A 21,884-nucleotide genomic window follows, 5' to 3' on the forward strand; every position below is an offset into this window, starting at 1 on the left:
CAGGCAGGCGCGAGGACCGGGTCGCACGTCCCGGAAATCTCCTTCCGCGAGGTCAGACGACGCGGCGGAATTCGCCGGCTTGTGCAAGGCCGGCGTCCTCAAAGCAGCACGATGTCGTACTGCTCCTGGCCGATCGCCGTCTCGGCCTGCAGCGAGATCGGCTTGCCGATGAAATCCGACAGCCCGGCCAGGTGCTGGCTCTCTTCGTCCAGGAACAGCTCCACCACCTGCGGTGCCGCGACCACGCGGTATTCGCGCGGGTTGAACTGCCGCGCCTCGCGCAGGATCTCGCGCAGGATGTCGTAGGCCACGGTGCGCGCGGTCTTGAGCGACCCCTTGCCCTGGCAGGCGGCGCAGGGCTCGCACAGCATGTGGGCCAGTGACTCCCGCGTGCGCTTGCGCGTCATCTCCACCAGGCCCAGCTGCGAGAAGCCGCCCGCCATGGTCTTGACGCGGTCGCGCCCCAGCTGCTTGCGGAACTCGGCCAGCACCGCATCGCGGTGGTCCTCCCGGGCCATGTCGATGAAGTCGACGATGATGATGCCGCCCAGGTTGCGCAGCCGCAGCTGCCGCGCGATGGCCTGCGCGGCCTCCAGGTTGGTCTTGAAGATGGTGTCGTCGAAATTGCGCGCGCCCACGAAGCCGCCGGTGTTCACGTCCACCGTGGTCAGCGCCTCGGTCTGGTCCACGATCAGGTAGCCGCCCGACTTCAGGTCCACCCGGCGGCCCAGCGCCTTGGTGATCTCCTCGTCGATGTTGAAGAGGTCGAAGATCGGCCGCTCGCCCTTGTAGTGCTGCAGCCGACCCACAGCCGCCGGCATGAACTCGCGGCCGAAGGCCTGCAGGATCGCGAACTGCTCGTGGGAATCGATGCGGATGTTCTGCGTCTGCTCCGTCACCAGGTCGCGCAGCACGCGCTGCAGCAGGCTCAGGTCCTGGTGCAGCAGCGAGCCCGGCGGCAAGGTGGTGGATGCGGTGCGGATGCGCGCCCAGGTCTTGCGCAGGTAGGCGATGTCCTCGGCCAGCTCGGCGTCGGTGGCGTCCTCGCCGTTGGTGCGCAGGATGAAGCCGCCGCCATCGGCGCCGGCCAGGGCCTGCAGCCGCTGCCGCAGCGCATCGCGCTGCGCGGTGGCGATCTTCTGCGAGACGCCGATGTGGTCGTCCTGCGGCAGGAAGACCAGCAGGCGTCCCGCGATGCTGATCTGGGTCGACAGGCGCGCGCCCTTGGTGCCTATGGGGTCCTTGATGACCTGCACCATCAGCGCCTGGCCCTCGAACACCTGGCGCTCGATGGGCACGGGCGGCTGGCCGTTTCGCGCCAGCGCGGGCGGCTCGCCGTCGGGCTGGCGGTGCCACACGTCGGCCACGTGCAGGAAGGCCGCGCGCTCCAGCCCGATGTCGATGAAGGCCGACTGCATGCCGGGCAGCACCCGGGCGACCTTGCCCAGGTACACGTTGCCCACCAGCCCCCGCTCCAGCGTGCGTTCCACGTGCAGCTCCTGCACCGCGCCGTTTTCCACGATCGCCACCCGCGTCTCCTGGGGCGACCAGTTGATCAGGATCTCCTGCTGCATCTCCGCCTTCCTACACCCGGTGGCCGATGGCTCGCAGCAAGTGCGCTGTCTCGTGCATCGGCAGGCCCATGATGCCAGAGTAGCTGCCGCTGATGTGGGCGATGTAGGCCGCCGCACGGCCCTGCACCGCGTAGGCGCCGGCCTTGCCCATGGGCTCGCCGGTGGCCACGTAGTCGGCGACCTGGCGCGCGGTCATGGGCGCGAAGCGCACGCGCGAGTCGCTGAGCGCCGCCAGCCGCCGCCGGCCCGCCTGCAGCGCGACGGCCGTGAGCACGCGGTGGGTGGCCCCGGCCAGCTCCCGCAGCATGCGGCGCGCGTCGGCCTCGTCGACGGGCTTGCCGTAGATCGTGCGGCCCCGGGCGACCGTGGTGTCCGCGCACAGGATGGGCGCGGGCGGCAGACCACGGCGGGCCAGCCGCTGCACCGCCGCATCCAGCTTCAGCCCGGTCACGCGCTGCACGTAGCGCGCTGGGGCCTCGCCCGGCAGCACCGCCTCGATCCCCTCCGCGTCCTCGTGCGCGTCGGGCAGCAGCAGTTCGTGGCGGATGCCGAGCTGGTCCAGCAGCTGGCGCCGGCGCGGGCTCTGCGAGGCGAGGTAGATGAAGTCGGGCCGTTCACTCACGGTGGTAGGGATGGTTGGCGTTGATGGACCAGGCGCGATAGAGCTGCTCGACCAGCAGCACCCGCACCATGGCATGGGGCAGCGTGAGGTCGGACAGGCGGATGCGCTCGTGCGCGGCCTGCCGGAAGCCGGGGTCCAGGCCGTCCGGGCCGCCGATCACCAGGGCCACGTCGCCGCCCTGCATCTGCCAGGCCTTCAGGCGGGCGGCCAGGGCCACGGTGTTGAGCGCCGTGCCGCGCTCGTCCAGGGCCACCACATGCGCACCGCGCGGGATGACCTGCTCGATGCGCTGGCGCTCGGCGGCGTACAGCGTCTCCAGCGTCTTGGAGCCGCGCGGTTCGGTCTTGACCGCCTTCAATTCGACCCGAAGCTCGGGCGGGAAGCGCTTGGCGTAGTCGTCCCAGGCGGTTTGCGCCCAGTCGGGCACGCGCAGCCCGACGGCCACGACCGCCAGCTTCATCGGCCGGTCTTGCGCGGCGCGGCCTTCTTCGCGGGTGCCTTCGCGGCGACCTTGGCCGGTGCCTTGCTCGGCGCCTTGGCCGGGGCCTTGGCTGCAGGCTTGGCCGGCGCCTTCGTCCCCGCGCCGCGCGCAGGCGCGGCCTTCCTGGCGGCCGGGCTGGCGGCCTTGGCAGGAGCGCCCGCGGAGCGTCCGGCGGACTTGGCAGCGCCCGTGCCGGCGCCCGCACGGGAAGGCGCCTTCGCGCCGGTCTTGGCAGCGGCCTTCTTCGCCGGGGTCTTGGCGGGGGCGGGCTTGGCCGCCTGCGGCTGGGCCGGCTTGGGCGCACCCAGCTTGATGCGCACCGGCTTGTCGCCCCAGATCTCTTCCAGGTGGTAGTACTGGCGGATGGCCGGTTGCATGATGTGGGCCACGGCGGCGCCGCAGTCCACGATGATCCACTCGCCGTTCTCCTCGCCCTCGATGCGCGGCTTGGGAAAGCCCGCCTCGCGCACCGAGTCGCGCACGCTGGCCGCGAGCGCCTTGGTCTGGCGGTTGGAGGTGCCGGAGGCCACGATGACCCGCTCGAACAGCGGCGAGAGGTGCTCGGTGTTGAACACCGAGATGTCCTGCGCCTTCACGTCTTCGAGGCCATCGACGATGGCGCGCTGGAGCTTCTGGGTGTCTTTCTTGCCGGCAGTTTCTTGGGTCATCAGGCGGATCGGTAAAGGTGATGGGAATCAATATAACGCGCAACGCCGGGGGGGACCAGCCCGGAGACATCGTCTCCGCGGCCCAGGCGCTGGCGCACGTCGGTGGCGCTTTCGGGCATGGCCGGCAGCTGCAAAGAGACGGTGCGGGCCTGCGGCGGCAGCGGCGCCGCATCGGCGGGCCGCACGTCCGGGCGTGCCGCGATGCACAGCGTCGCCAGGCCCAGGATGCGTTGCCAGTCGTGCCAGCGGGTGAACCACAGGGCCTGGTCCTCGCCCATGAGCAGGAACAGCTGCGCCTGCGGCTGCTCGGCCTGCAGCTCGGCCAGCGTGTCCACGGTGTAGGTCGGGCCGCTGCGGCGCTGCTCGCGGTCGTCGACCACGGTGCGCGGCAGCCCGCCGAAGGCCAGCCGGGCCATGGCCAGGCGGTCGGCCGCGGGGGTGAGGCCGCGCGACTTGTGCCAGGCCTTGCCGGTGGGGAAGACGCGCAGCTCGTCCAGCGCCAGCTGCTCCAGCCCCGCGCGGGCGAGCGCGACGTGGGCGACGTGCGGGGGGTCGAAGGCGCCGCCGAAGACGCCCAGGCGGGTCAAACCCAGTCCTTCCGGACCAGGAAATCGGTGTACAGGCGTGCCTCGGGCGTGCCCGGCTCGGGCTGCTGGGCGTAGGACCAGCTGACCAGCGGGGGCATGGACAGCAGGATGGATTCGGTGCGCCCGCCCGACTGCAGGCCGAAATGGGTGCCGCGGTCCCAGACCAGGTTGAACTCGACGTAGCGGCCGCGCCGGTACAGCTGGAAGGCGCGCTCGCGCTCGCCGTAGGGCATGTCCTTGCGCCGCTGCAGGATGGGCAGGTAGGCCTCCAGGAACCGGTCGCCCACGCCCTGGATCAGCGCGAAGCCGGCGTCGAAGCCGCCTTCGGAGAAATCGTCGAAGAAGACGCCGCCCACGCCGCGCTGCTCACCCCGGTGCTTGAGGCAGAAGTAGTCGTCGCACCAGGCCTTGAACGCCGGGTGGTGGTGCTCGCCCACGGCCTGCCTGCAGCTGCGATGGAAATGGACCGCGTCCTCCTCGAAGCCGTAGTAGGGCGTGAGGTCCATGCCGCCGCCGAACCAGAACGAGGGCTGGCCCCCGGCCGGCGTGGCGCTGATCATGCGCACGTTCATGTGCACCGTGGGCGCATAGGGATTGCGCGGGTGGAACACCAGCGACACCCCCATGGCTTCGAAGGGCGCGCCCGCCAGCTCGGGGCGGTGCTGTGTGGCCGAAGGCGGCAACCGGGGCCCGGTCACGTGCGAGAAGCCGCAGCCGGCCCGCTCGAACACGTTCCCCTCTTCCACGATCATGGTCACGCCATTGCCCTGCAGCGGCTCGCCGGGCGGCTTGCGCCAGGCATCCACCAGGAAGGGCTTGCCGTCGACGGCCACGCAGGCATCGACGATGCGCTGCTGCAGCCCCATGAGCCAGGCGCGTACGGTGTCGGTCTGCGCCATCTCAGGCCCGCGCGGCGCGGTGGCCGATGTCGCGGCGGTACTGCGCGCCGTCGAAGTGGATGCCGCGCGCGATGTCATAGGCGCGCTGCTGGGCCAGCTTGACCGAATCGGCCAGCACCGTGACGCACAGCACGCGGCCGCCAGAGGTCACGGTCTGGCCGCCTTTCGGCGCCGTGCCGGCGTGGAACACCATGGCGTCGTCCGCTGCGGGCGGCAGGCCGGTGACCACGTCGCCCTTGCGCGGGTTCATGGGGTAGCCGGCCGCGGCCATCACCACGCCCAGCGCCGTGCGGCGGTCCCACTCGAGCTCGAGGGTGTCCAGCGCGCCGGAGGTGGCGGCCAGCATCACCTCCACCAGGTCGGACTTCAGCCGCATCATGATGGGCTGGGTCTCGGGGTCGCCCATGCGGCAGTTGAATTCCAGCGTCTTGGGCCGGCCCTGGGCGTCGATCATCAGGCCGGCATACAGGAAGCCGGTGTACGGGATGCCGTCCTTCTCCATGCCGCGGATGGTGGGCAGGATGATCTCGCGCATGGCGCGGGCGTGCACGTCGGGCGTGACCACGGGCGCCGGCGAGTAGGCACCCATGCCGCCGGTGTTGGGGCCCTGGTCGCCGTCCAGCAGGCGCTTGTGGTCCTGCGAGGTGGCGAGCGCGGTGACGTTCTTGCCGTCGCACAGCACGATGAAGCTGGCTTCCTCGCCCTGCAGGAACTCCTCGATGACCACCCGCGCGCCGCCCGCGTTGTGCGAGACGCCGAGCTTGTCGTCCAGCAGCATGAAGTCGATGGCCTCGTGCGCCTCGGCCAGCGTCATGGCCACCACCACGCCCTTGCCCGCCGCCAGGCCGTCGGCCTTGACGACGATGGGCGCGCCCATGCGGTCCACGTAGGCGTGGGCCTGCACCGGGTCGGTGAAGGTCTCGTAGGCGGCGGTGGGGATGCCATGCCGCTTCATGAAGGCCTTGGAGAAGGCCTTGGAGCTCTCCAGCTGGGCGGCCGCCCGGGTCGGGCCGAACACGCGCAGCCCGTGGGCGCGGAAGTCGTCCACCACGCCGGCCGCCAGCGGCGCCTCGGGCCCGACCACGGTCAGCGCGATGCGCTGGTCGATCGCCCACTGGCGCAGGGCCGGGATGTCGGTGATGGGCACGTTCTCCAGGTTGGGGTCCAGGGCCGTGCCGCCGTTGCCGGGCGCCACGTACACCGCCTGCACCCGGGGCGACTGTGCGAGCTTCCAGGCCAGCGCGTGTTCGCGCCCGCCGTTGCCGATGACCAGGACCTTCATCTTCAGCCCTCGATCGCGGCGTTGTGGTAGATCTCCTGGACGTCGTCCAGGTCTTCCAGCATGTCGACCAGCTTCTGCATGCGGGCCGCGTCGTCGCCGGCCAGGTCGATGGTGTTTTCGGGGCGCATGGTCACCTCGGCCACCTCGGGCTTGAGCCCCGCCGCGTCCAGCGCGTCGCGCACGGCCTCGAAGTCGCCCGGTGCCGTGAGCACCTCGATCGCGCCGTCCTCGTCGGTCAGCACGTCCTCGGCGCCGGCCTCCAGGGCCACTTCCATGACCTTGTCTTCGCTGGTGCCGGGGGCCAGGATGATCTGGCCCACGTTGCGGAACTGGAAGGCCACCGAACCCTCGGTGCCCATGTTGCCGCCGTACTTGCTGAAGATGTGCCGCACCTCGGCCACGGTGCGCACGCGGTTGTCCGTCATGGTGTCCACGATGATGGCCGCGCCGCCGATGCCGTAGCCCTCGTAGCGGATTTCCTCGTAGTGCACGCCCTCGAGGTTGCCGGTGGCCTTGTCGATGTTGCGCTTGATGGTGTCGGCGGGCATGTTGGCCGCCTTGGCCTTGTCCACCGCCAGCCTCAGCCGGGGGTTGGTGCCCAGGTCGCCGCCGCCCTGGCGCGCGGCGACCATGATTTCCCGGATGCAGCGCGTCCAGATCTTGCCGCGTTTCTCATCCTGGCGCCCCTTGCGGTGCTGGATGTTCGCCCATTTGCTGTGTCCGGCCACGAGTCGTCCTTTGGGTGCTCTGTCGTTGTCGATTGATCGGTTCGACCCGCATTTTACTTTTCGCACGGGCCCACCCCAGCCGGGCACGGGGTGGATTCGACAAGGAACGCTGACAAGCCCTGCCACGGGGCCGGGTGTAGAGTGCCGCACGACAGCACAAGGGGGCCAGGGAAGGACGAATCGCCAGAAAGGCATGCGATTTCCCATGGGTAGCAGTTTTTCAGGATCTCAAGAGGCGGCGGCCGAAGCCGCGGCCTCGGTGCTTCGCAGCACCCCCGCCATCCGCGAGCGCGCCGGCCAGTTGCTGCGCCGGGCGCGCGCAGGCGACTCCCGCTGGTTCACGGTGGACGACGGCCAGGCCGCCGCCACGGCCGACCTCGTGGTCAGCTGCGTGCGCGGGCGCCAGCCGCCGCTGCACAGCATCTGGCGCGCGGTGGAGGCGGGCGGCATGAACCGGCGTGGGCACCTGGACGCCCTGATGGGCGGCCTGCCCATCGCCAGCAAGACACACGCGCTGGTGGATTTCACCGCCGTTGCCGTCTTCCTGGGCGGCATGGCCGCGCGCGGCTGGCGCTACACCGAGGCCGCCTCGGGCCGGGCCTTCGAGGGTGAACAGGGGCTGGCGGTGGCGACCCTGCACGCCTTCGCCGGCGGCCTGTTCTCCGGCGACCCCCAGCACCCCCTGCAGGCCGACAGCACCGGCCTGCGGGCCCTGCTGCCCGCCCACCTGGCGGCGGCCTTCCAGGTGACGGAGGCGAACGCGCTGCCGGGCCTGGGCGAGCGCGCGACGCTCCTGCGCCGGCTGGGCGAGGTGATGGCCGAGCAGCCGGAGGTGTTCGGCGACGCCGGCCGCCCCGGCGGCCTGTTCGACATGATCGTGACGCCCTTCGGCCACGGCGTGCCGCACACCGCCGACGTGGCCGCGCACGACATCCTGTCCCAGGTGCTGGTGTCGCTGTCCCAGCTCTGGCCCGCCGGCAACACGCTGGGCGAGCTGGCGCTGGGCGACTGCTGGCGCCACGAGGCCGTGCGCGGCGAGGGCGCCAGCGATGGCTGGATGCCGCTGCACGAGCGCGCGCAATGGCTGAGCTATTCGCTGCTGGAGCCCTTCGAATGGGCCGGCGTGAAGGTGCGCGACGTGGACCTGCTCACCGCCCTGCCCGACCCGGCGACCTGCGGCTTGCTGCTGGACACCGGCTGGCTGCGCCTGCGCGACCCGGACATGGCCCAGGAGCACTGGCGGCCGCGCGACGAGATCGTCGTGGAATGGCGGGCCCTGGCAGTCGCCCTCATGGACGAACTCGGCAGTACCTTGCGCGAACGGCTACGATTGGATGCTACGCACCAGCCGCTGGCGCGCCTTCTCGGCAGCGCCCAGGCGGCCGGCCGGGCCCAGGCGGAACGCCTGCGCGCCGGGCGGCCGCCGCTGCTGGTGCAGTGGCCCTGAAGCTCGCGAGACCATGTACGACAACGTCCACCTCATCGACCACCCCCTGGTGCAGCACAAGCTCACCCTGATGCGCAACAAGGAAGCGTCGACCAACAGCTTCCGCCGCCTGCTGGGCGAGCTGGCCTCCCTGATGGCCTACGAGGTGACGCGCGACATGCCGACCCAGGAGGTCGAGGTCCAGACCCCGCTGGAGACGACCCGGGCCCGGGTGATCGACGGCAAGAAGCTGGTCTTCGTGTCCATCCTGCGCGCCGGCACCGGTATCCTGGACGGCATGCTGAACGTGGTGCCGGGTGCCCGCGTGGGCCACATCGGCCTCTACCGCGACCCGCAGACCCTGCAGCCGGTGGAGTACTACTTCAAGATGCCCGAGGCCATGGCCGAGCGCGACGTGGTCGTGGTCGACCCCATGCTCGCCACCGGCAACTCGGCCGTGGCGGCGGTCTCGCGCATCAAGTCGCTGAACCCCAGGTCGATCAAGTTCGTGTGCCTGCTGACCTGCCCGGAAGGCATCGCGGCCCTGCACGCCGCGCACCCCGACGTGCCGATCTACACCGCGGCCATCGACCGCCAGCTCAACGAGCACGGCTACATCCTGCCCGGCCTGGGCGATGCGGGCGACCGCATCTTCGGCACCAAGTAGACCCCCCAGATGTCCCTGATCCGCTGTACCGCGCGGCACGCGCTCGTGTCTGCCGCCCTGCTGCTGGCCTGCGCCTTCGCGCAAGCTGAGCCGTTCACGCCCACCAACGACGACGAGGTCGTGGAGAAGCTGCCCAGCAGCGCCGCCGACCCCTCGGTGCGACGGGTGGATTCGCTGCGTCGCCAGCTCGCCGCCCGCCCGGACGACGCCGCCCTGCGGCTGGAGATCGGCCGCCGCTACTTCGACATGGCCATGGCGCAGGGCGACCCGCGCTACGTGGGCTATGCCATGGCGGCGATCAAGCCGCTGGACAGGCTCTCGCCCAACGACCCGGGCTACTGGCTGGTGCGTGGCCTGCTGGAGCAGTACAGCCACGACTTCGCGGGCGGCATGAAAAGCCTGGCCCGCGCCAGCGAGCTGGACCCCAAGGCGCCGGAGCCCGTGGCCTGGCGCGCGGCCATCGACATGGTGCAGGCGCGCTATGACGACGCCCGCACCGAATGCACCCGGCTGGAGACGCTGGCCCACCCGCTGTACGCGCGCAGCTGCCTCGACTACGTGCGTGCCACCACCGGCCAGCTCGCGCCCGCCTACGAGGACCTGAAGGCTGCGTTGGCCGCGGCCGGCCCGCTGCCGGCCGAACTGGTGATGTGGGTGCAGACCCGGCTCGGCGAATGGGCCGACCGCCTGGGCCGGACCCAGGACGCCGAGGCCCACTACCAGACGGCGCTCAAGCAGGGCGTGACCGACCAGTTCCTGCTCGGCGCCTACTCGGACTTCCTGCTGGCGCACCAGCGGCCCGCCGAGGTGACCCGGCTGCTCGCCGACTGGGAGCGCTCGGACATCCTGCTGTTGCGGCTGGCGCTGGCTGGCAAGGCCGCCAACGACAAGCGCGCCAAGGGCTGGGCCGACCAGCTGCGCGACCGCTTCGACGCCGCCACCCAGCGCGGCGACCGCCTGCACGAGCAGGAGGCCGCGCGCTTCGAACTCGACGTGGAAGGCAAACCCGACCGCGCCCTGGACTACGCAGCACGCAACTACGGCACCCAGAAGGAGCCGCGCGACGCCGAGGTGCTGCTGCGCACCGCCCTGGCCGCCCACAAGCCCGCCGCCGCCCAGCCGGCCCTGGACTGGATGCGAGCCACCGGCTATGAAGACCCCGCCATGGCCGCGCTGGCCACGCAGCTGGTCGCCCAGGGAGCCCACCGATGATGCGCCGCTTCCACCACTTCGCCGCCGCGCTGCTGGCCCTGCTGCTGCTCGCGCCGCTGGCCGCGCTGGCCCACAAGCCCAGCGACAGCTACCTCACCCTGGCCGGCCAGCCCGGCAGCGGCGACCTCAAGGTGCGCTGGGACATCGCCTTGCGCGACCTGGACTACGTGCTGGAGCTGGACCGCGACGGCAACGGCGCGCTCACCTGGGGCGAGGTGCGGGCGCGCACCGACGACATCACCCGCTACGCCACCGGCCACCTCGCGCTGGAGGCCGGCGGCCACGCCTGCACCTGGGAGCGCACGGCGCCCATGCAGCTGGAGCATCACAGCGACGGCACCTATGCCGTGCTGCGGCTGGCAGCGCACTGCGGCGCGCTGGAAGGTGAACTGAAGGCCCGCTACAGCCTGCTGTTCGACGTCGACCCCTCGCACCACGGCCTGGTGCAGTGGATCGCGCCGGGCAGTGCGGGCTCGCAGGCGCTGGTGTTCACGCCCGACAGCGCCGAGCAGGTGCTCGCGCTGCAGCCGCAGAGCGCCTGGCGCACGCTGCGCCAGTACCTGGTGGACGGCGTCTGGCACATCTGGGTCGGCTACGACCACATCCTGTTCCTGCTGTCGTTGCTGCTGCCCTCGGTGCTGGCGCGGCGGGACGGCCGCTGGGTGGGCGTCAACCGCTTCGGCACGGCCTTCAAGGAGGTGCTGAAGGTGGTCACGGCCTTCACGCTGGCCCACTCCATCACGCTCAGCCTGGCGGCGCTGCACGTCATCAGCCTGCCCTCGCGCATCGTCGAGTCGGCGATCGCCGCCTCGGTGGTCTTCGCCGCGCTGAACAACCTGCGCGGTGCCATCGAATCCAAGCGCTGGGTGATGGCCTTCTGCTTCGGCCTGATCCACGGCTTCGGTTTCGCCTCCGTGCTGGCCGACCTGGGCCTGCCGCAGGAGGCGCTGGCGCTGGCCCTGGTGGGCTTCAACCTGGGCGTCGAAGTCGGCCAGATGGCGATCGTGGCCGTGTTCCTGCCGCTGGCCTTCCTGTTGCGCGGGACGGGCTTCTACCGCACCGGGGTGCTCAAGGCCGGTTCGGCCGTGATCGCGCTGGTGGCGGCCTGGTGGTTCGTGCAGCGGGCCTTCGACATCCAGGGCGGGCCCTTCTGAGGCGCGACGGGCCTCAGGGCCCGGGCTTGTCCTTCTTCATCTCGCTCATGAAGTAGCGGATGAAGAAGAAGGCCATGCCGATGGTGATGCCCAGGACGGCCAGGCTCATCAGGCCGTAGTCGGTGCTCAGGAAGTCGTTGAAGGCTTTCATGGTGGGCCCCTTTCGAAGCCATTACAGCGCCGACGGCTGTCCGCGCGCCTTGCGCTGACGCAAACTTCCAGGCCTTGACCCGGAGGCGGTGCAGGCCTGCGGGAACCGGGGCGGTGCCGGGCCTGCCCGGCGCCCTCCGCGCATAATGCGCAGCCAAAAAGCCCCTGCCCCATGACCCATTACTGGCTGATGAAATCCGAGCCCTCCGAGGTGTCGGTCGACGACGCGCTCGCGGCGCCGAAATCCACCGTCGCCTGGACGGGCGTGCGCAACTACCAGGCGCGCAATTTCATGCGCGACCTGATGCGCGTGGACGACGGCGTGCTGTTCTACCACTCCAGTTGCGCCGAACCGGGCGTGGTCGGCATCGGCCGCGTGGCCTCCACGCCCTACCCCGATCCGACCCAGTTCGACCCGGCCTCGAAATACCACGACCCCAAGGCCACCCCGGAGACGCCGCGCTGGCAGCTGGTGGACGTGCAGGTGCTGCGCAAGACGCGCACCCTGGGCCTGGCGGAGCTGCGCGAGGCACCCGGCCTGGAAGACCTCGTGATCCTGCGCCGGGGCAACCGGCTGTCCATCACCCCGGTCGAGCCCCGGCACTGGAAGATCATCCAGAAGCTGCTCGGTTGAGCGCGGCGAAAAGCGCCCCGTTTCCCCGCCTGTTCCGCGGCTGAGGCCGACGGCGGCTGCCTAAGCTTGCCGGAACCCCATGGAGGTTCCGACGTGACGCGCATCGACAAGGCTCAGGCATGACAGGCTGGCTCGCCCCCGGGCTCGCACTCATGGCCCGGCTGCAGCTCGCAGCCAAGCTGGGGCTGCTGGGCGCCCTGTTCTGCCTGGGCGCGGTGGCCGCCTCCCTGGCGGTCCTGCTGCCGCAGGGGCGGATCGCCGCAGGCCTGCTGGGCCTCGCGGCCCTGGCCGGCTGGGCCTACCTGGCGCTGGCCTTCTGCGTGGGCTTCATCGGCGGACTGCGCCGCCTGCTGCAGCAGATGGAACGGGTGGAACAGGGCCAGCTGACCCAGAAGCTCGAATCGCACGGCCGTGACGAGGTGGCGCAGCTCGAACGCATGCTGGGGCGCATGACCCTGGGCCTGTCGGCCCTGGTGGCGGACGTGCGCAGCAGCGCGGCCCTGGTCGCGCAGGCCGGCAACCGGCTGGCGCGCAGCCACCGCGAACTGGCCGAGCGCACCGAGCAGCAGGCCGCCAGCCTGCAGCAGACGGCCAGCGGCGTGAAGCAGCTGGTGGGCACGGTGGAACAGAACGCGCAGCACGCGGCGGAGGCGGACGGGCAGGCCGCGAACGTGCGGCGCAGCGCCGAGGAAGGCAGCCGCAGCGTCACCCAGGCGGTGGACAGCGTGGGCGCCATCCAGGCGGACACCCAGCGCATGACCGAGATGGTGGCGGTGATCGACAGCATCGCCTTCCAGACCAACATCCTGGCCTTGAACGCCGCCATCGAGGCCGCGCGCGCGGGCGAACAGGGCCGCGGCTTCTCGGTGGTCGCGGGCGAGGTCCGCCGGCTCGCGCAACGAAGCGCGGAGGAGGCGGCCCGCATCCGCACGCTCATCAACGCCTCCGCCCAGCACGTCGCTGGGGGCGTCGACGACATACGCGCAGCCGGCGAAGGAATCGGCCAGGTGGTCGAGGGCGTCCGCGGCGTCGCCGAGCGCATGAGCCGCATCTCCTCGGCCAGCGCCGAGCAGAGCGCCGGCCTGGGCGAGATCGCCGACGCGGTGCAGCAGCTGGACCAGATCACGCAGCGCAACGCGCACATGGTCGAGGAAGCGGCCAACCAGGCCGAGTACCTCAAGGACCGCTCGGCAACGCTCGCGACCTCGGTGGCCCACTTCAAGCTGCAACAGGGCACCGCCAGCGAGGCGCTGGCCCTGGTGCAACGGGCCCAGTCCTCGCTGCGTGGCGCGCCGGCCGAGAGTTTCATGCAGCACGTCACGGATCCGCGCAACGGCTTCTTCGACCGCGACATGTACGTGTTCGTGCTGGACCGCCAGGGCCGCTACCACGCCTTCGGGGGCAACCCGGCCAAGATCGGCAGCCGCGTGCACGACCTGCCGGGCGTGGACGGCGAAGCCATGATGGGCGCGATCCAGGCCCAGGCGGACCTGGAGCCCGGCTGGGCCGAATACGACATCACCAACCCGCAGACCGGCGTGGTGCAGACCAAGATGTCCTACGTGGTGCGCATCGCCGAGGGCCTGTACCTGGGCTGCGGGGTCTACAAGAGCATGGCCGCGAAGGCTGCCTGAGGCGCCTGCGGGGCGCCGCGGGGGCCGCACCCCGCGGACGCGCAGGACAAGAAAAAGGCCGCCCGGTGGGCGGCCTTTTCATTGCGGCGGGACGGGCTCAGGAATTGCCGTCGGTCGACACTTCCTCGGGCTCGGGCTTGGACCGCCCTTCCTTCTTGGGCAGCGGCTGAATGTCCAGCGTGACCTCGTCCTTGTCGTCCAGGTCCACCGTCAGGCGCCCGCCTTCGGTCAGGCGGCCGAACAGCAGCTCGTCGGCCAGGGCCCGACGGATCGTGTCCTGGATCAGGCGCTGCATGGGGCGAGCGCCCATGAGCGGATCGAAGCCCTTCTTGGCCAGGAACTTGCGCAGGCTGTCGGTGAAGGTGACTTCCACCTTCTTCTCGACCAGCTGCTGCTCCAGCACCAGCAGGAACTTGTCGACCACGCGCAGGATGACCTGCTCGTCCAGCGGCTTGAAGCTGACGATCGCGTCCAGGCGGTTGCGGAACTCGGGCGTGAACAGGCGCTTGATGTCCACCATCTCGTCGCCGGCCTGGCGCTCGGTGGTGAAGCCGATCACGGTCTTGTTCAGCGCCTCCGCGCCCGCGTTCGTGGTCATGATGATGATCACGTTGCGGAAGTCGGCCTTGCGCCCGTTGTTGTCCGTCAGCGTGCCGTGGTCCATCACCTGCAGCAGCACGTTGAAGATGTCCGGGTGCGCCTTCTCGATCTCGTCGAGCAGCAGCACCGCGTGCGGCTTCTTGGTGACGGCCTCGGTCAGCAGGCCGCCCTGGTCGAAGCCCACGTAGCCGGGAGGCGCGCCGATCAGGCGCGACACCGCATGGCGCTCCATGTACTCGGACATGTCGAAGCGGATCAGCTCGATGCCCATGATGTAGGCCAGCTGCTTGGCCGCCTCGGTCTTGCCCACCCCGGTCGGGCCGGAGAACAGGAAGGAGCCGATCGGCTTGTCGCCCTTGCCCAGGCCGGAGCGCGCCATCTTCACGGCGCTGGCCAGCACCTCGAGGGCCTTGTCCTGGCCGAAGACCACGCTCTTGAGGTCGCGCTCGATGGTCTGCAGCTTGCCGCGGTCGTCGTTGGAGACGTTGGCCGGCGGGATGCGGGCGATCTTGGCCACGATCTCCTCGACCTCGGCCTTGGAAATCGTCTTCTTGCGCTTGCCCGGGGGCAGGATGCGCTGGGCGGCGCCGGCCTCGTCGATCACGTCGATCGCCTTGTCGGGCAGGTGGCGGTCGTTGATGTACTTGGCCGACAGCTCGGCCGCGGCCTGCAGCGCAGCGGCCGCGTACTTGACGCTGTGGTGCTCCTCGAAGCGCGACTTCAGGCCCTTCAGGATTTCCACGGTCTGCTCCACGCTGGGCTCGACCACGTCCACCTTCTGGAAGCGGCGGGACAGGGCGGCGTCCTTCTCGAAGATGCCGCGGTATTCCGTGAAGGTGGTCGCGCCTATGCACTTGAGCTGGCCGGAGGACAGCGCGGGCTTGAGCAGGTTGCTCGCGTCCAGCGTGCCGCCCGAGGCCGCGCCGGCCCCGATCAGGGTGTGGATCTCGTCGATGAAAAGGATCGCGTTGGGCTTGTCCTTGAGCGACTTGAGCACGCCCTTGAGCCGCTGCTCGAAATCGCCGCGGTACTTGGTGCCCGCCAGCAGCGCGCCCATGTCCAGCGAGTACACGTTGGAGTCGGCCAGGATCTCGGGCACGTCCTTCTGCACGATGCGCCAGGCCAGGCCCTCGGCGATCGCCGTCTTGCCCACGCCGGCCTCACCCACCAGCAGCGGGTTGTTCTTGCGGCGGCGGCACAGGATCTGGATCACGCGCTCGACCTCGTACTCGCGGCCGATCAGCGGATCGATCTTGCCGTCCTTGGCCTGCTGGTTCAGGTTGACGGTGAACTGCTCCAGGGGCGAGGACTTCTCGTTCTTCTCGCCGCCCTCCTCGCCTTCCGGCGCGGAGCCCTCGGGGCCCTTGGCGGGCTCCGGCGGATCGCTCTTCTTGATGCCGTGGGCGATGAAGTTGACCACGTCCAGCCGGGTCACGCCCTGCTGGTGCAGGTAGTACACGGCATGCGAGTCCTTCTCGCCGAAGCTGGCGACCAGCACGTTCGCGCCGGTCACTTCCTTCTTGCCGTTGCCGGTGGACTGCACGTGCATGATGGCGCGCTGGATGACGCGCTGGAAGCCCAGCGTCGGCTGGGTGTCCACGTCGTCCGTGCCCGCCACCTGGGGCGTGTTGTCCTTGATGAAGTTCGACAGCGACTTTCGCAGGTCGTCGATGTTGGCCGAGCAAGCGCGCAGCACTTCCGCCGCGCTGGGATTGTCCAGCAGGGCGAGCAGCAGGTGTTCCACCGTGATGAACTCATGGCGCTGCTGCCGGGCCTCCACGAACGCCATGTGGAGGCTGACTTCCAATTCCTGGGCAATCATGAGATTTCCTTTTGCCTGACTGATTCAATAAGACTGTATATCGGCCTGTTTGCCCGTTATTCAACCGGCTCGCTCACGCACTGCAACGGGTGCCCGGCCTGCCGCGCGGCCTGCTGCACCTGGTCCACCTTGCTCTGGGCCACGTCACGGGAGTAGACACCGCACACGCCTTTCCCGTCGAGATGGATCTTGAGCATGATCTGGGTGGCGGTCTCCCGGTCCTTGTTGAAGAACTCCTGGATCACCACCACCACGAATTCCATGGGGGTGTAGTCGTCGTTGAGCATGACGACCTGGTACATCTGGGGGGGCTTGGTCTTCTGGGTGCGGCGCTCGAGCACCACCGAACCGCCGTCTTCGTCCGCCGGCCGCACCTTGGGGGCGGCCGGGGCGGGCTTGGGGGGTTTGCTGGCCATGAATTTCATTCTATCGAGCAGGCTTTCGCACTGCTGCAGGCAAGTGATTTGGTGGCGCTGCCGCCACATTCAAGCGGCGCACGTCCCGACCCCGAGCGGACCCATTCTGGGGCGCCCGGGGGACCGAATGCGACGCGGAGGCAGCGCTTTGTGATGCGAAAACTTTAGTTCGTGAAAATGTTGACAACAGCCGCCGGTCTGCAGGACACTGCTCAGCCATAGAAGCATAGTGTTACAGAGGCGAGACATGGCAACCGGCACAGTCAAATGGTTCAATGACGCGAAGGGTTTTGGCTTCATCGAACCCGATGGCGGCGGTGCGGACGTGTTCGCGCACTTCTCGGCCATTGCCATGGAGGGGTTCAAGACCCTGAAGCAGGGCTCGCGGGTCAGCTTCGAGGTCACCGAGGGGCCCAAGGGCCAGTTGGCCCAGAACATCCAGGCCGAACCCGGCACCGGGCGCGCCGACAGCCCCGAACGGCAGCGGCACAGCAAGGTGCGTGCGCCGCAGTTCCACGCCAGCAACCACGACTGAGCCCTCGCCCGCCGCCCGGCACCCGCCAGGGGCCGGCTCGGCGGCGGGGCCTACACACAGGCCCCACGCGCAGGACGGCAGCACAGGCCCGGCCGGCCGGCTGGCCGCCAGCCTCACATCTGGTCGATCATCACCTGGCCGAAGCCCGAGCAGCTGACCTGGGTCGCGCCGTCCATGAGCCGGGCGAAATCGTAGGTCACCTTCTTGGACTGGATCGCCTTCTCCATGGCGCTGATGATCAGGTCCGCGGCCTCCTTCCAGCCCATGTGGCGCAGCATCATTTCCGCCGACAGGATCTCCGAGCCGGGGTTGACGTAGTCCTTGCCGGCGTACTTGGGGGCCGTGCCATGGGTGGCCTCGAACATGGCGACCGTGTCGCTCATGTTGGCCCCCGGGGCGATGCCGATGCCGCCCACCTGGGCCGCCAGGGCGTCCGAGATGTAGTCGCCATTGAGGTTGAGCGTGGCGATCACGCTGTACTCGGCCGGGCGCAGCAGGATCTGCTGCAGGAAGGCGTCGGCGATCACGTCCTTGAGGATGATGTCCCGGCCGGTGCGCGGGTGGCGGATGCGGCACCAGGGGCCGCCGTCGATCGGCTCGGCGCCGAATTCCTTCTGCGCCAGCGCATAGCCCCAGTCGCGGAAGCCCCCCTCGGTGAACTTCATGATGTTGCCCTTGTGCACCAGGGTGACGCTGGGCTTGTCGTTGTCGATCGCGTACTGGATCGCCTTGCGCACCAGGCGCTCCGTTCCCTCGATGGAGACCGGCTTGATGCCGATGCCCGAAGTCTCCGGGAAGCGGATCTTGCGCACGCCCATCTCGTCGATGAGGAAGCGGATCAGTTTCCGGGCTTTCTCGCTCTGCGCCTCGTACTCGATGCCGGCGTAGATGTCCTCCGAGTTCTCGCGGAAGATCACCATGTTGGTCTTGTGCGGCTCCTTGACCGGGGACGGCACACCCTGGAAGTACTGCACCGGCCGCAGGCAGACGTACAGGTCCAGTTCCTGGCGAAGGGCGACATTGAGCGAGCGGATGCCGCCACCCACCGGCGTGGTCAGCGGCCCCTTGATGGACACCACGTAGTCGCGCACCGCATGCAGGGTTTCCTCGGGCAGCCAGACGTCGGGGCCGTAGAGCCGGGTCGACTTCTCGCCCGCATAGACCTCCATCCAGTGGATGCGACGCTTGCCGCCATAGGCCTTGGCGACCGCGGCATCGACCACCTTGAGCATCACCGGCGTGATGTCCACGCCCGTGCCGTCCCCTTCGATATACGGAATGACGGGTTCGTCCGGCACGTTCAGGGACATGTCGGGGTTGACGCTGATCTTCTGGCCTTGGGGCGGAACCTGGATGTGCTGGTACATGGGGATCTGGAAATGTCTCCGGACTGTGTGGAGGCCGCTGGGCGCGACCCGACTTGTATCCGGGATTTTACCGAGCCGGGCCACCCGCCCCTGTCGCGTGTCAACCAAAGCTCAAGCTCATCCGTTTCCGTGTGGCAGCCCGAGTTCGGGAGGCATTTTTTCGAAACATCCACTTGATTGGGACTCTCAACATGAACAAGATCATCGCCACCCTGGTCGCCGCCTTCTTCACCGCTGGCGCCTTCGCCGCCTCGCACGCCGGCGCCCCGATGGCTGCCGCTTCCGGCGCCAAGGCCAAGGCCAGCGAAGCCAAGCCCGCTGCCTCCGCCGCCAAGGCCAAGGCCAGCGAAGCCAAGAAGTAATCTGGCTTCCCAGGGAAAACGCCCGCTTCGGCGGGCGTTTTTCTTTGGCGCGGCGCCTCGCGCCCGGGATGCATGCGCCGCATGTCAACCGTTCGGGCGATGGACCCGTTACGGATGCAGCCCGCCAGATTGCACGGGGGGTTTTTCGAAAAACTGCCAGTCATTGAAAGGACTCAGAGATGAACAAGCTGCTCGCCACCCTGATCGCTTCCCTGTTCGCCGTGTCGGCCATGGCCGCCTCGCACACCGGCGCCCCGATGGCCGCCGCCTCCGGCGCCAAGCCCGCCGCCGAAGCCAAGGCTGACGCCAAGGCCGAGAAGAAGTCGGAAATGAAGGCCGAAAAGAAGGCCAAGAAGGCCAAGAAGTCCAAGAAGGCTGACGCCGGCGCCCCCGCCGCTTCCGCTGCCAAGTAAATCGGCCCGGCCGGCCCTGCCGGCCTGACGTGATGCCCGCCCCGTGCGGGCATTTTCTTTTGCACGGCACAATCCGCGTCATGAAGTCGATACCTGCCCTGGCCACCGCCCTTGCCCTGGCCACCGCCTCGCTGGCCGTCCAGGCCGAGGAGCCCCAGACCCAGCTGCCACGCGTCACGCTGTCGGCCGGGATGTACCAGATCGATGCCCAGGTGGCGTCCACGCCGGACCAGCGCATGGTGGGCCTGATGTTCCGCAAGGACATGCCGCAGCAGGAGGGCATGCTGTTCGTCTTCGAGTACCCGTCCACCCAGTGCTTCTGGATGCGCAACACCCTGATCCCGCTGACGGCCGCATTCATCGCCGACGACGGGACCATCGTGAACCTGGCGGACATGAAGCCCCGCAGCGACGACTCGCATTGCTCGGCCAAGGCCGTGCGCTACGTGCTGGAAATGAACCAGGGCTGGTTCGTCCGCAAGGGCCTGAAGGCGGGCACGCGCCTCGCGGGCCCGCCCTTCAAGCAGGGCTGAAAAAAGAGAAGGCCCCGAGGGGGCCTTCAGATGCCGGTATCCACGCGGGCCCCGGCGCGGGCCCTGGAGGATGGCGCGCCCCGGGCGGGACTGCGCCGGCCGCTTCGCCTCAGGCGAAGTTCTTCTGCGCGAACTCCCAGTTCACCAGCTTGTCCAGGAAGGTCTCCACGAACTTCGGGCGCAGGTTGCGGTAGTCGATGTAATAGGCATGCTCCCACACGTCCACGGTCAGCAGGGCCTTGTCGGCCGTGGTCAGGGGCGTGCCGGCCGCGCCGGTGTTGACGATGTCCACGCTGCCGTCCGCCTTCTTCACCAGCCAGGTCCAGCCCGAGCCGAAGTTGCCGACGGCCGACTTCACGAAGGCTTCGCGGAAGGCCGCGTAGCTGCCCCACTTGGCGTCGATCGCCTGCGCCAGCGCGCCCGTGGGCTCGCCACCGCCATTGGGCTTCATGCAGTTCCAGAAGAAGGTGTGGTTCCAGATCTGGGCCGCGTTGTTGTACACGCCGCCGGAGGACTTCTTGACGATCTCCTCCAGGTTCATGTTCTCGAACTCGGTGCCCTTCTGCAGGTTGTTCAGGTTCACCACGTAGGCGTTGTGGTGCTTGCCCCAGTGGTACTCCAGGGTCTCCTTGGAGTAGTTCGGCGCGAGCGCGTCGATCGGGTACGGCAGCGGCGGCAGGGTGTGTTCCATGGTGGGTGTGCTTCCTGTTCGTTGGGATCGGAATCCGGAGGGACCTGATTCTATGAATTAATTCATGGCCGGGCCTGGACCTGCAGCGCAATGTCCCCATCGGCGAGCGAGGCGGTCAGGGCCTGGCCGGGCTGCACCCCGGCAGCCCGCGTGACGGCGTGGCCCTCGGGGTCGGTGAGGATGGCGTAGCCGCGCTGCAGCACCAGCCGCGGGTCCAGCAGTTCCAGGCGCAGGGCGGCGCGGTCGAGCTGGTGCTGGCCGCGCTCGACGCTGCGTCCGGCCGCACGCTGCAGCCGGGGCGCCCAGGCCTGCAGCAGGCGCTCCTCGTGCGCCAGCCGCGCCTGGGCGGCGCGCTGCAGGCCGCTGGCGCCCGCTGCCAGGAGCCCGCGTTCCCGCTCCAGCCCCGTGCCCAGCGCCATGCGCAGGCTGTGCGAGGCGCGGGCCAGGCGCAGCTGCTGCTGCGCGATGCGCCCCAGCGGCCGGCCCAGGCGCGAGGCGGCCTGGTCCAGGCGCATCGCCGCGGCGTCCAGCCGGGCCTGCACCGCATCGCGCAGCACGCCCTCGCTCTGGTCCAGCTCGTCCAGCCAGGCCTCGCGCGGGCGGGCCGCCAGCTCGGCCGCCGCGGTGGGCGTGGGCGCGCGCACGTCGGCCACGAAATCGGCGATCGTGAAGTCGGTCTCGTGGCCCACCCCGCTCACGACCGGGACCGGGCTGCGCGCCAGCGTCCTGGCCAGCTGCTCGTCGTTGAAGGCCCACAGGTCCTCGATGGCGCCGCCGCCCCGCACCAGGAGGATGACGTCCAGCGGCTGCGAGGTGGAGAGCGCATACAGGGACTCCAGGGCTCGCACCAGCTCGCCCGGCGCCTGCGCGCCCTGCACGGCGGCCGGCGCGAGCAGCACCGGCACATGGGGTGCGCGCCGCCGCAGTGCGGTGGCCACGTCGTGCAGCGCGGCCGCCCCGGGCGAGGTGACCAGCCCGATCCCGCGCGGCAGGTCGCGCAGCTCGCGCTTGCGCCCGGCATGGAACAGGCCCTCGGCCTCCAGCTTCGCCTTCAGCCGCAGGAACTGCTCGAACAGCGCGCCCTGCCCGGCCCGGGTCAGCCGCTCGACCACCAGCTGCAGGTCGCCGCGGGCCTCGTAGACGCCCAGCCGGCCCCAGGCCTCCACGGCCTCGCCGTCGCGCGGCACGAAGTCGAGCTGGCCGGCGGCGCGCCTGAACATCGCGCAGCGGATCTGGCCGCTGGCGTCCTTGAGCGAGAAGTAGAGGTGGCCGCTCGAAGGCCGCGAGCAACCGGTGAGTTCGCCGCGCACGGCCACCGGGTTGAAGCGCGCATCGACCGTGTCGGCCACGGCCCGGCAGAGCGCACCCACGGACCACACGCGCGGCGACGGCGCCGGAACTGCACTGGACATCAGGAAATCCCAGCG

The 21,884-nt window shown here is 69.7% G+C and carries 24 protein-coding genes; 10 read left to right on the forward strand and 14 right to left on the reverse strand.

Annotation, left to right across the window (positions count from 1 at the left end; translation table 11 throughout):
- Positions 1-98: 98 nt before the first annotated feature.
- From rng to IM725_RS01875, 8 genes are read right to left on the reverse strand one after another with little or no spacing between them, the layout of a single operon-like run.
- Positions 99-1,574: a ribonuclease G gene (gene rng, locus IM725_RS01840; protein WP_193778861.1), complete on the reverse strand. Its 1,476-nt coding sequence runs from the start codon at positions 1,572-1,574 to the stop codon at positions 99-101.
- A 10-nt stretch (positions 1,575-1,584) separates the two neighbouring features.
- Positions 1,585-2,196 (reverse strand): Maf family protein, encoded by a 612-nt coding sequence (locus IM725_RS01845; protein WP_287067634.1) that lies wholly within the window; start codon positions 2,194-2,196, stop codon positions 1,585-1,587.
- On the reverse strand, positions 2,189-2,656 hold the full coding sequence (rlmH, locus tag IM725_RS01850) for a 23S rRNA (pseudouridine(1915)-N(3))-methyltransferase RlmH (protein ID WP_193778863.1): 468 nt from the start codon (positions 2,654-2,656) through the stop codon (positions 2,189-2,191). The genes IM725_RS01845 and rlmH overlap by 8 nt, the downstream gene beginning before the upstream one ends.
- Positions 2,653-3,345: a ribosome silencing factor gene (gene rsfS / locus IM725_RS01855; RefSeq protein WP_193778864.1), complete on the reverse strand. Its 693-nt coding sequence runs from the start codon at positions 3,343-3,345 to the stop codon at positions 2,653-2,655. Before rsfS ends, rlmH begins: the two co-directional genes overlap by 4 nt.
- Entirely contained in the window at positions 3,345-3,932 is a 588-nt protein-coding gene (gene nadD / locus IM725_RS01860; protein WP_193778865.1) for a nicotinate (nicotinamide) nucleotide adenylyltransferase, read from the reverse strand. The genes rsfS and nadD overlap by 1 nt, the downstream gene beginning before the upstream one ends.
- The gene (hemF, locus tag IM725_RS01865) at positions 3,929-4,831 is read right to left on the reverse strand and encodes an oxygen-dependent coproporphyrinogen oxidase (RefSeq protein ID WP_193778866.1); all 903 of its coding nucleotides are present in this window, start codon (positions 4,829-4,831) and stop codon (positions 3,929-3,931) included. The genes nadD and hemF overlap by 4 nt, the downstream gene beginning before the upstream one ends.
- A gap of 1 nt (position 4,832) precedes the next feature.
- On the reverse strand, positions 4,833-6,113 hold the full coding sequence (gene purD, locus IM725_RS01870; protein ID WP_193778867.1) for a phosphoribosylamine--glycine ligase: 1,281 nt from the start codon (positions 6,111-6,113) through the stop codon (positions 4,833-4,835).
- Positions 6,114-6,115: 2 nt separating this feature from the next.
- On the reverse strand, positions 6,116-6,841 hold the full coding sequence (locus IM725_RS01875; RefSeq protein WP_193778868.1) for a YebC/PmpR family DNA-binding transcriptional regulator: 726 nt from the start codon (positions 6,839-6,841) through the stop codon (positions 6,116-6,118).
- A gap of 193 nt (positions 6,842-7,034) precedes the next feature.
- Between IM725_RS01875 and IM725_RS01880 the strand changes: the two genes are divergently transcribed.
- From IM725_RS01880 to IM725_RS01895, 4 genes are read left to right on the forward strand one after another with little or no spacing between them, the layout of a single operon-like run.
- Positions 7,035-8,288 carry a DUF1688 family protein gene (locus IM725_RS01880; RefSeq protein ID WP_227753504.1) on the forward strand — a complete coding sequence of 418 codons (1,254 nt, stop codon included), beginning with the start codon at positions 7,035-7,037 and terminating at the stop codon, positions 8,286-8,288.
- Between the two features lie 13 nt (positions 8,289-8,301).
- A complete protein-coding gene (upp, locus tag IM725_RS01885; RefSeq protein WP_193778869.1) occupies positions 8,302-8,934 on the forward strand; it encodes a uracil phosphoribosyltransferase in 633 nt (210 codons plus the stop codon).
- Positions 8,935-8,943: 9 nt separating this feature from the next.
- Positions 8,944-10,146, forward strand: a complete 1,203-nt coding sequence (locus IM725_RS01890) for a tetratricopeptide repeat protein (protein WP_227753505.1) — start codon at positions 8,944-8,946, stop codon at positions 10,144-10,146.
- Positions 10,143-11,300: a HupE/UreJ family protein gene (locus tag IM725_RS01895; protein ID WP_227753506.1), complete on the forward strand. Its 1,158-nt coding sequence runs from the start codon at positions 10,143-10,145 to the stop codon at positions 11,298-11,300. The genes IM725_RS01890 and IM725_RS01895 overlap by 4 nt, the downstream gene beginning before the upstream one ends.
- Positions 11,301-11,313: 13 nt before the next feature.
- On the opposite strand, the gene IM725_RS01900 is transcribed toward IM725_RS01895, so the two are convergent.
- On the reverse strand, positions 11,314-11,451 hold the full coding sequence (locus IM725_RS01900; RefSeq protein ID WP_193778870.1) for a DUF3149 domain-containing protein: 138 nt from the start codon (positions 11,449-11,451) through the stop codon (positions 11,314-11,316).
- A gap of 171 nt (positions 11,452-11,622) precedes the next feature.
- On the opposite strand from IM725_RS01900, the gene IM725_RS01905 reads away from it, so the two are divergent.
- Both IM725_RS01905 and IM725_RS01910 read left to right on the forward strand, forming a co-directional pair.
- Entirely contained in the window at positions 11,623-12,084 is a 462-nt protein-coding gene (locus IM725_RS01905; RefSeq protein WP_193778871.1) for an EVE domain-containing protein, read from the forward strand.
- 119 nt (positions 12,085-12,203) lie between these two features.
- Positions 12,204-13,718 (forward strand): methyl-accepting chemotaxis protein, encoded by a 1,515-nt coding sequence (locus IM725_RS01910; RefSeq protein WP_193778872.1) that lies wholly within the window; start codon positions 12,204-12,206, stop codon positions 13,716-13,718.
- A gap of 97 nt (positions 13,719-13,815) precedes the next feature.
- Here IM725_RS01910 and clpA read toward each other — a convergent pair whose 3' ends face one another.
- Together clpA and clpS are read right to left on the reverse strand one after the other, a co-directional pair.
- Complete coding sequence (clpA, locus tag IM725_RS01915) at positions 13,816-16,140, reverse strand: ATP-dependent Clp protease ATP-binding subunit ClpA (RefSeq protein ID WP_193778873.1); 2,325 nt, start codon at positions 16,138-16,140, stop codon at positions 13,816-13,818.
- A 56-nt stretch (positions 16,141-16,196) separates the two neighbouring features.
- Complete coding sequence (gene clpS, locus IM725_RS01920; RefSeq protein ID WP_193778874.1) at positions 16,197-16,565, reverse strand: ATP-dependent Clp protease adapter ClpS; 369 nt, start codon at positions 16,563-16,565, stop codon at positions 16,197-16,199.
- A 238-nt stretch (positions 16,566-16,803) separates the two neighbouring features.
- Between clpS and IM725_RS01925 the strand changes: the two genes are divergently transcribed.
- Positions 16,804-17,091 (forward strand): cold-shock protein, encoded by a 288-nt coding sequence (locus IM725_RS01925; protein ID WP_193778875.1) that lies wholly within the window; start codon positions 16,804-16,806, stop codon positions 17,089-17,091.
- A gap of 113 nt (positions 17,092-17,204) precedes the next feature.
- Here IM725_RS01925 and icd read toward each other — a convergent pair whose 3' ends face one another.
- Positions 17,205-18,464 (reverse strand): NADP-dependent isocitrate dehydrogenase, encoded by a 1,260-nt coding sequence (icd, locus tag IM725_RS01930; protein ID WP_193778937.1) that lies wholly within the window; start codon positions 18,462-18,464, stop codon positions 17,205-17,207.
- A gap of 185 nt (positions 18,465-18,649) precedes the next feature.
- Between icd and IM725_RS01935 the strand changes: the two genes are divergently transcribed.
- The 3 genes from IM725_RS01935 (at position 18,650) to IM725_RS01945 (ending at position 19,766) form a co-directional block, all read left to right on the forward strand.
- Positions 18,650-18,820 (forward strand): hypothetical protein, encoded by a 171-nt coding sequence (locus IM725_RS01935; RefSeq protein WP_193778876.1) that lies wholly within the window; start codon positions 18,650-18,652, stop codon positions 18,818-18,820.
- A gap of 179 nt (positions 18,821-18,999) precedes the next feature.
- Complete coding sequence (locus tag IM725_RS01940) at positions 19,000-19,233, forward strand: hypothetical protein (RefSeq protein ID WP_193778877.1); 234 nt, start codon at positions 19,000-19,002, stop codon at positions 19,231-19,233.
- A gap of 80 nt (positions 19,234-19,313) precedes the next feature.
- Positions 19,314-19,766: a DUF192 domain-containing protein gene (locus tag IM725_RS01945; RefSeq protein WP_193778878.1), complete on the forward strand. Its 453-nt coding sequence runs from the start codon at positions 19,314-19,316 to the stop codon at positions 19,764-19,766.
- A 109-nt stretch (positions 19,767-19,875) separates the two neighbouring features.
- Here the strand turns inward: IM725_RS01945 and IM725_RS01950 are convergent, their stop codons facing one another.
- Positions 19,876-20,457 carry a superoxide dismutase gene (locus IM725_RS01950; protein ID WP_193778879.1) on the reverse strand — a complete coding sequence of 194 codons (582 nt, stop codon included), beginning with the start codon at positions 20,455-20,457 and terminating at the stop codon, positions 19,876-19,878.
- A gap of 62 nt (positions 20,458-20,519) precedes the next feature.
- On the reverse strand, positions 20,520-21,869 hold the full coding sequence (gene xseA, locus IM725_RS01955) for an exodeoxyribonuclease VII large subunit (RefSeq protein WP_193778880.1): 1,350 nt from the start codon (positions 21,867-21,869) through the stop codon (positions 20,520-20,522).
- Between the last annotated feature and the right edge of the window lie 15 nt (positions 21,870-21,884).

Origin of the sequence: Ramlibacter aquaticus (assembly GCF_015159745.1) — a bacterium.
Classification (GTDB): domain Bacteria; phylum Pseudomonadota; class Gammaproteobacteria; order Burkholderiales; family Burkholderiaceae_C; genus Ramlibacter; species Ramlibacter aquaticus.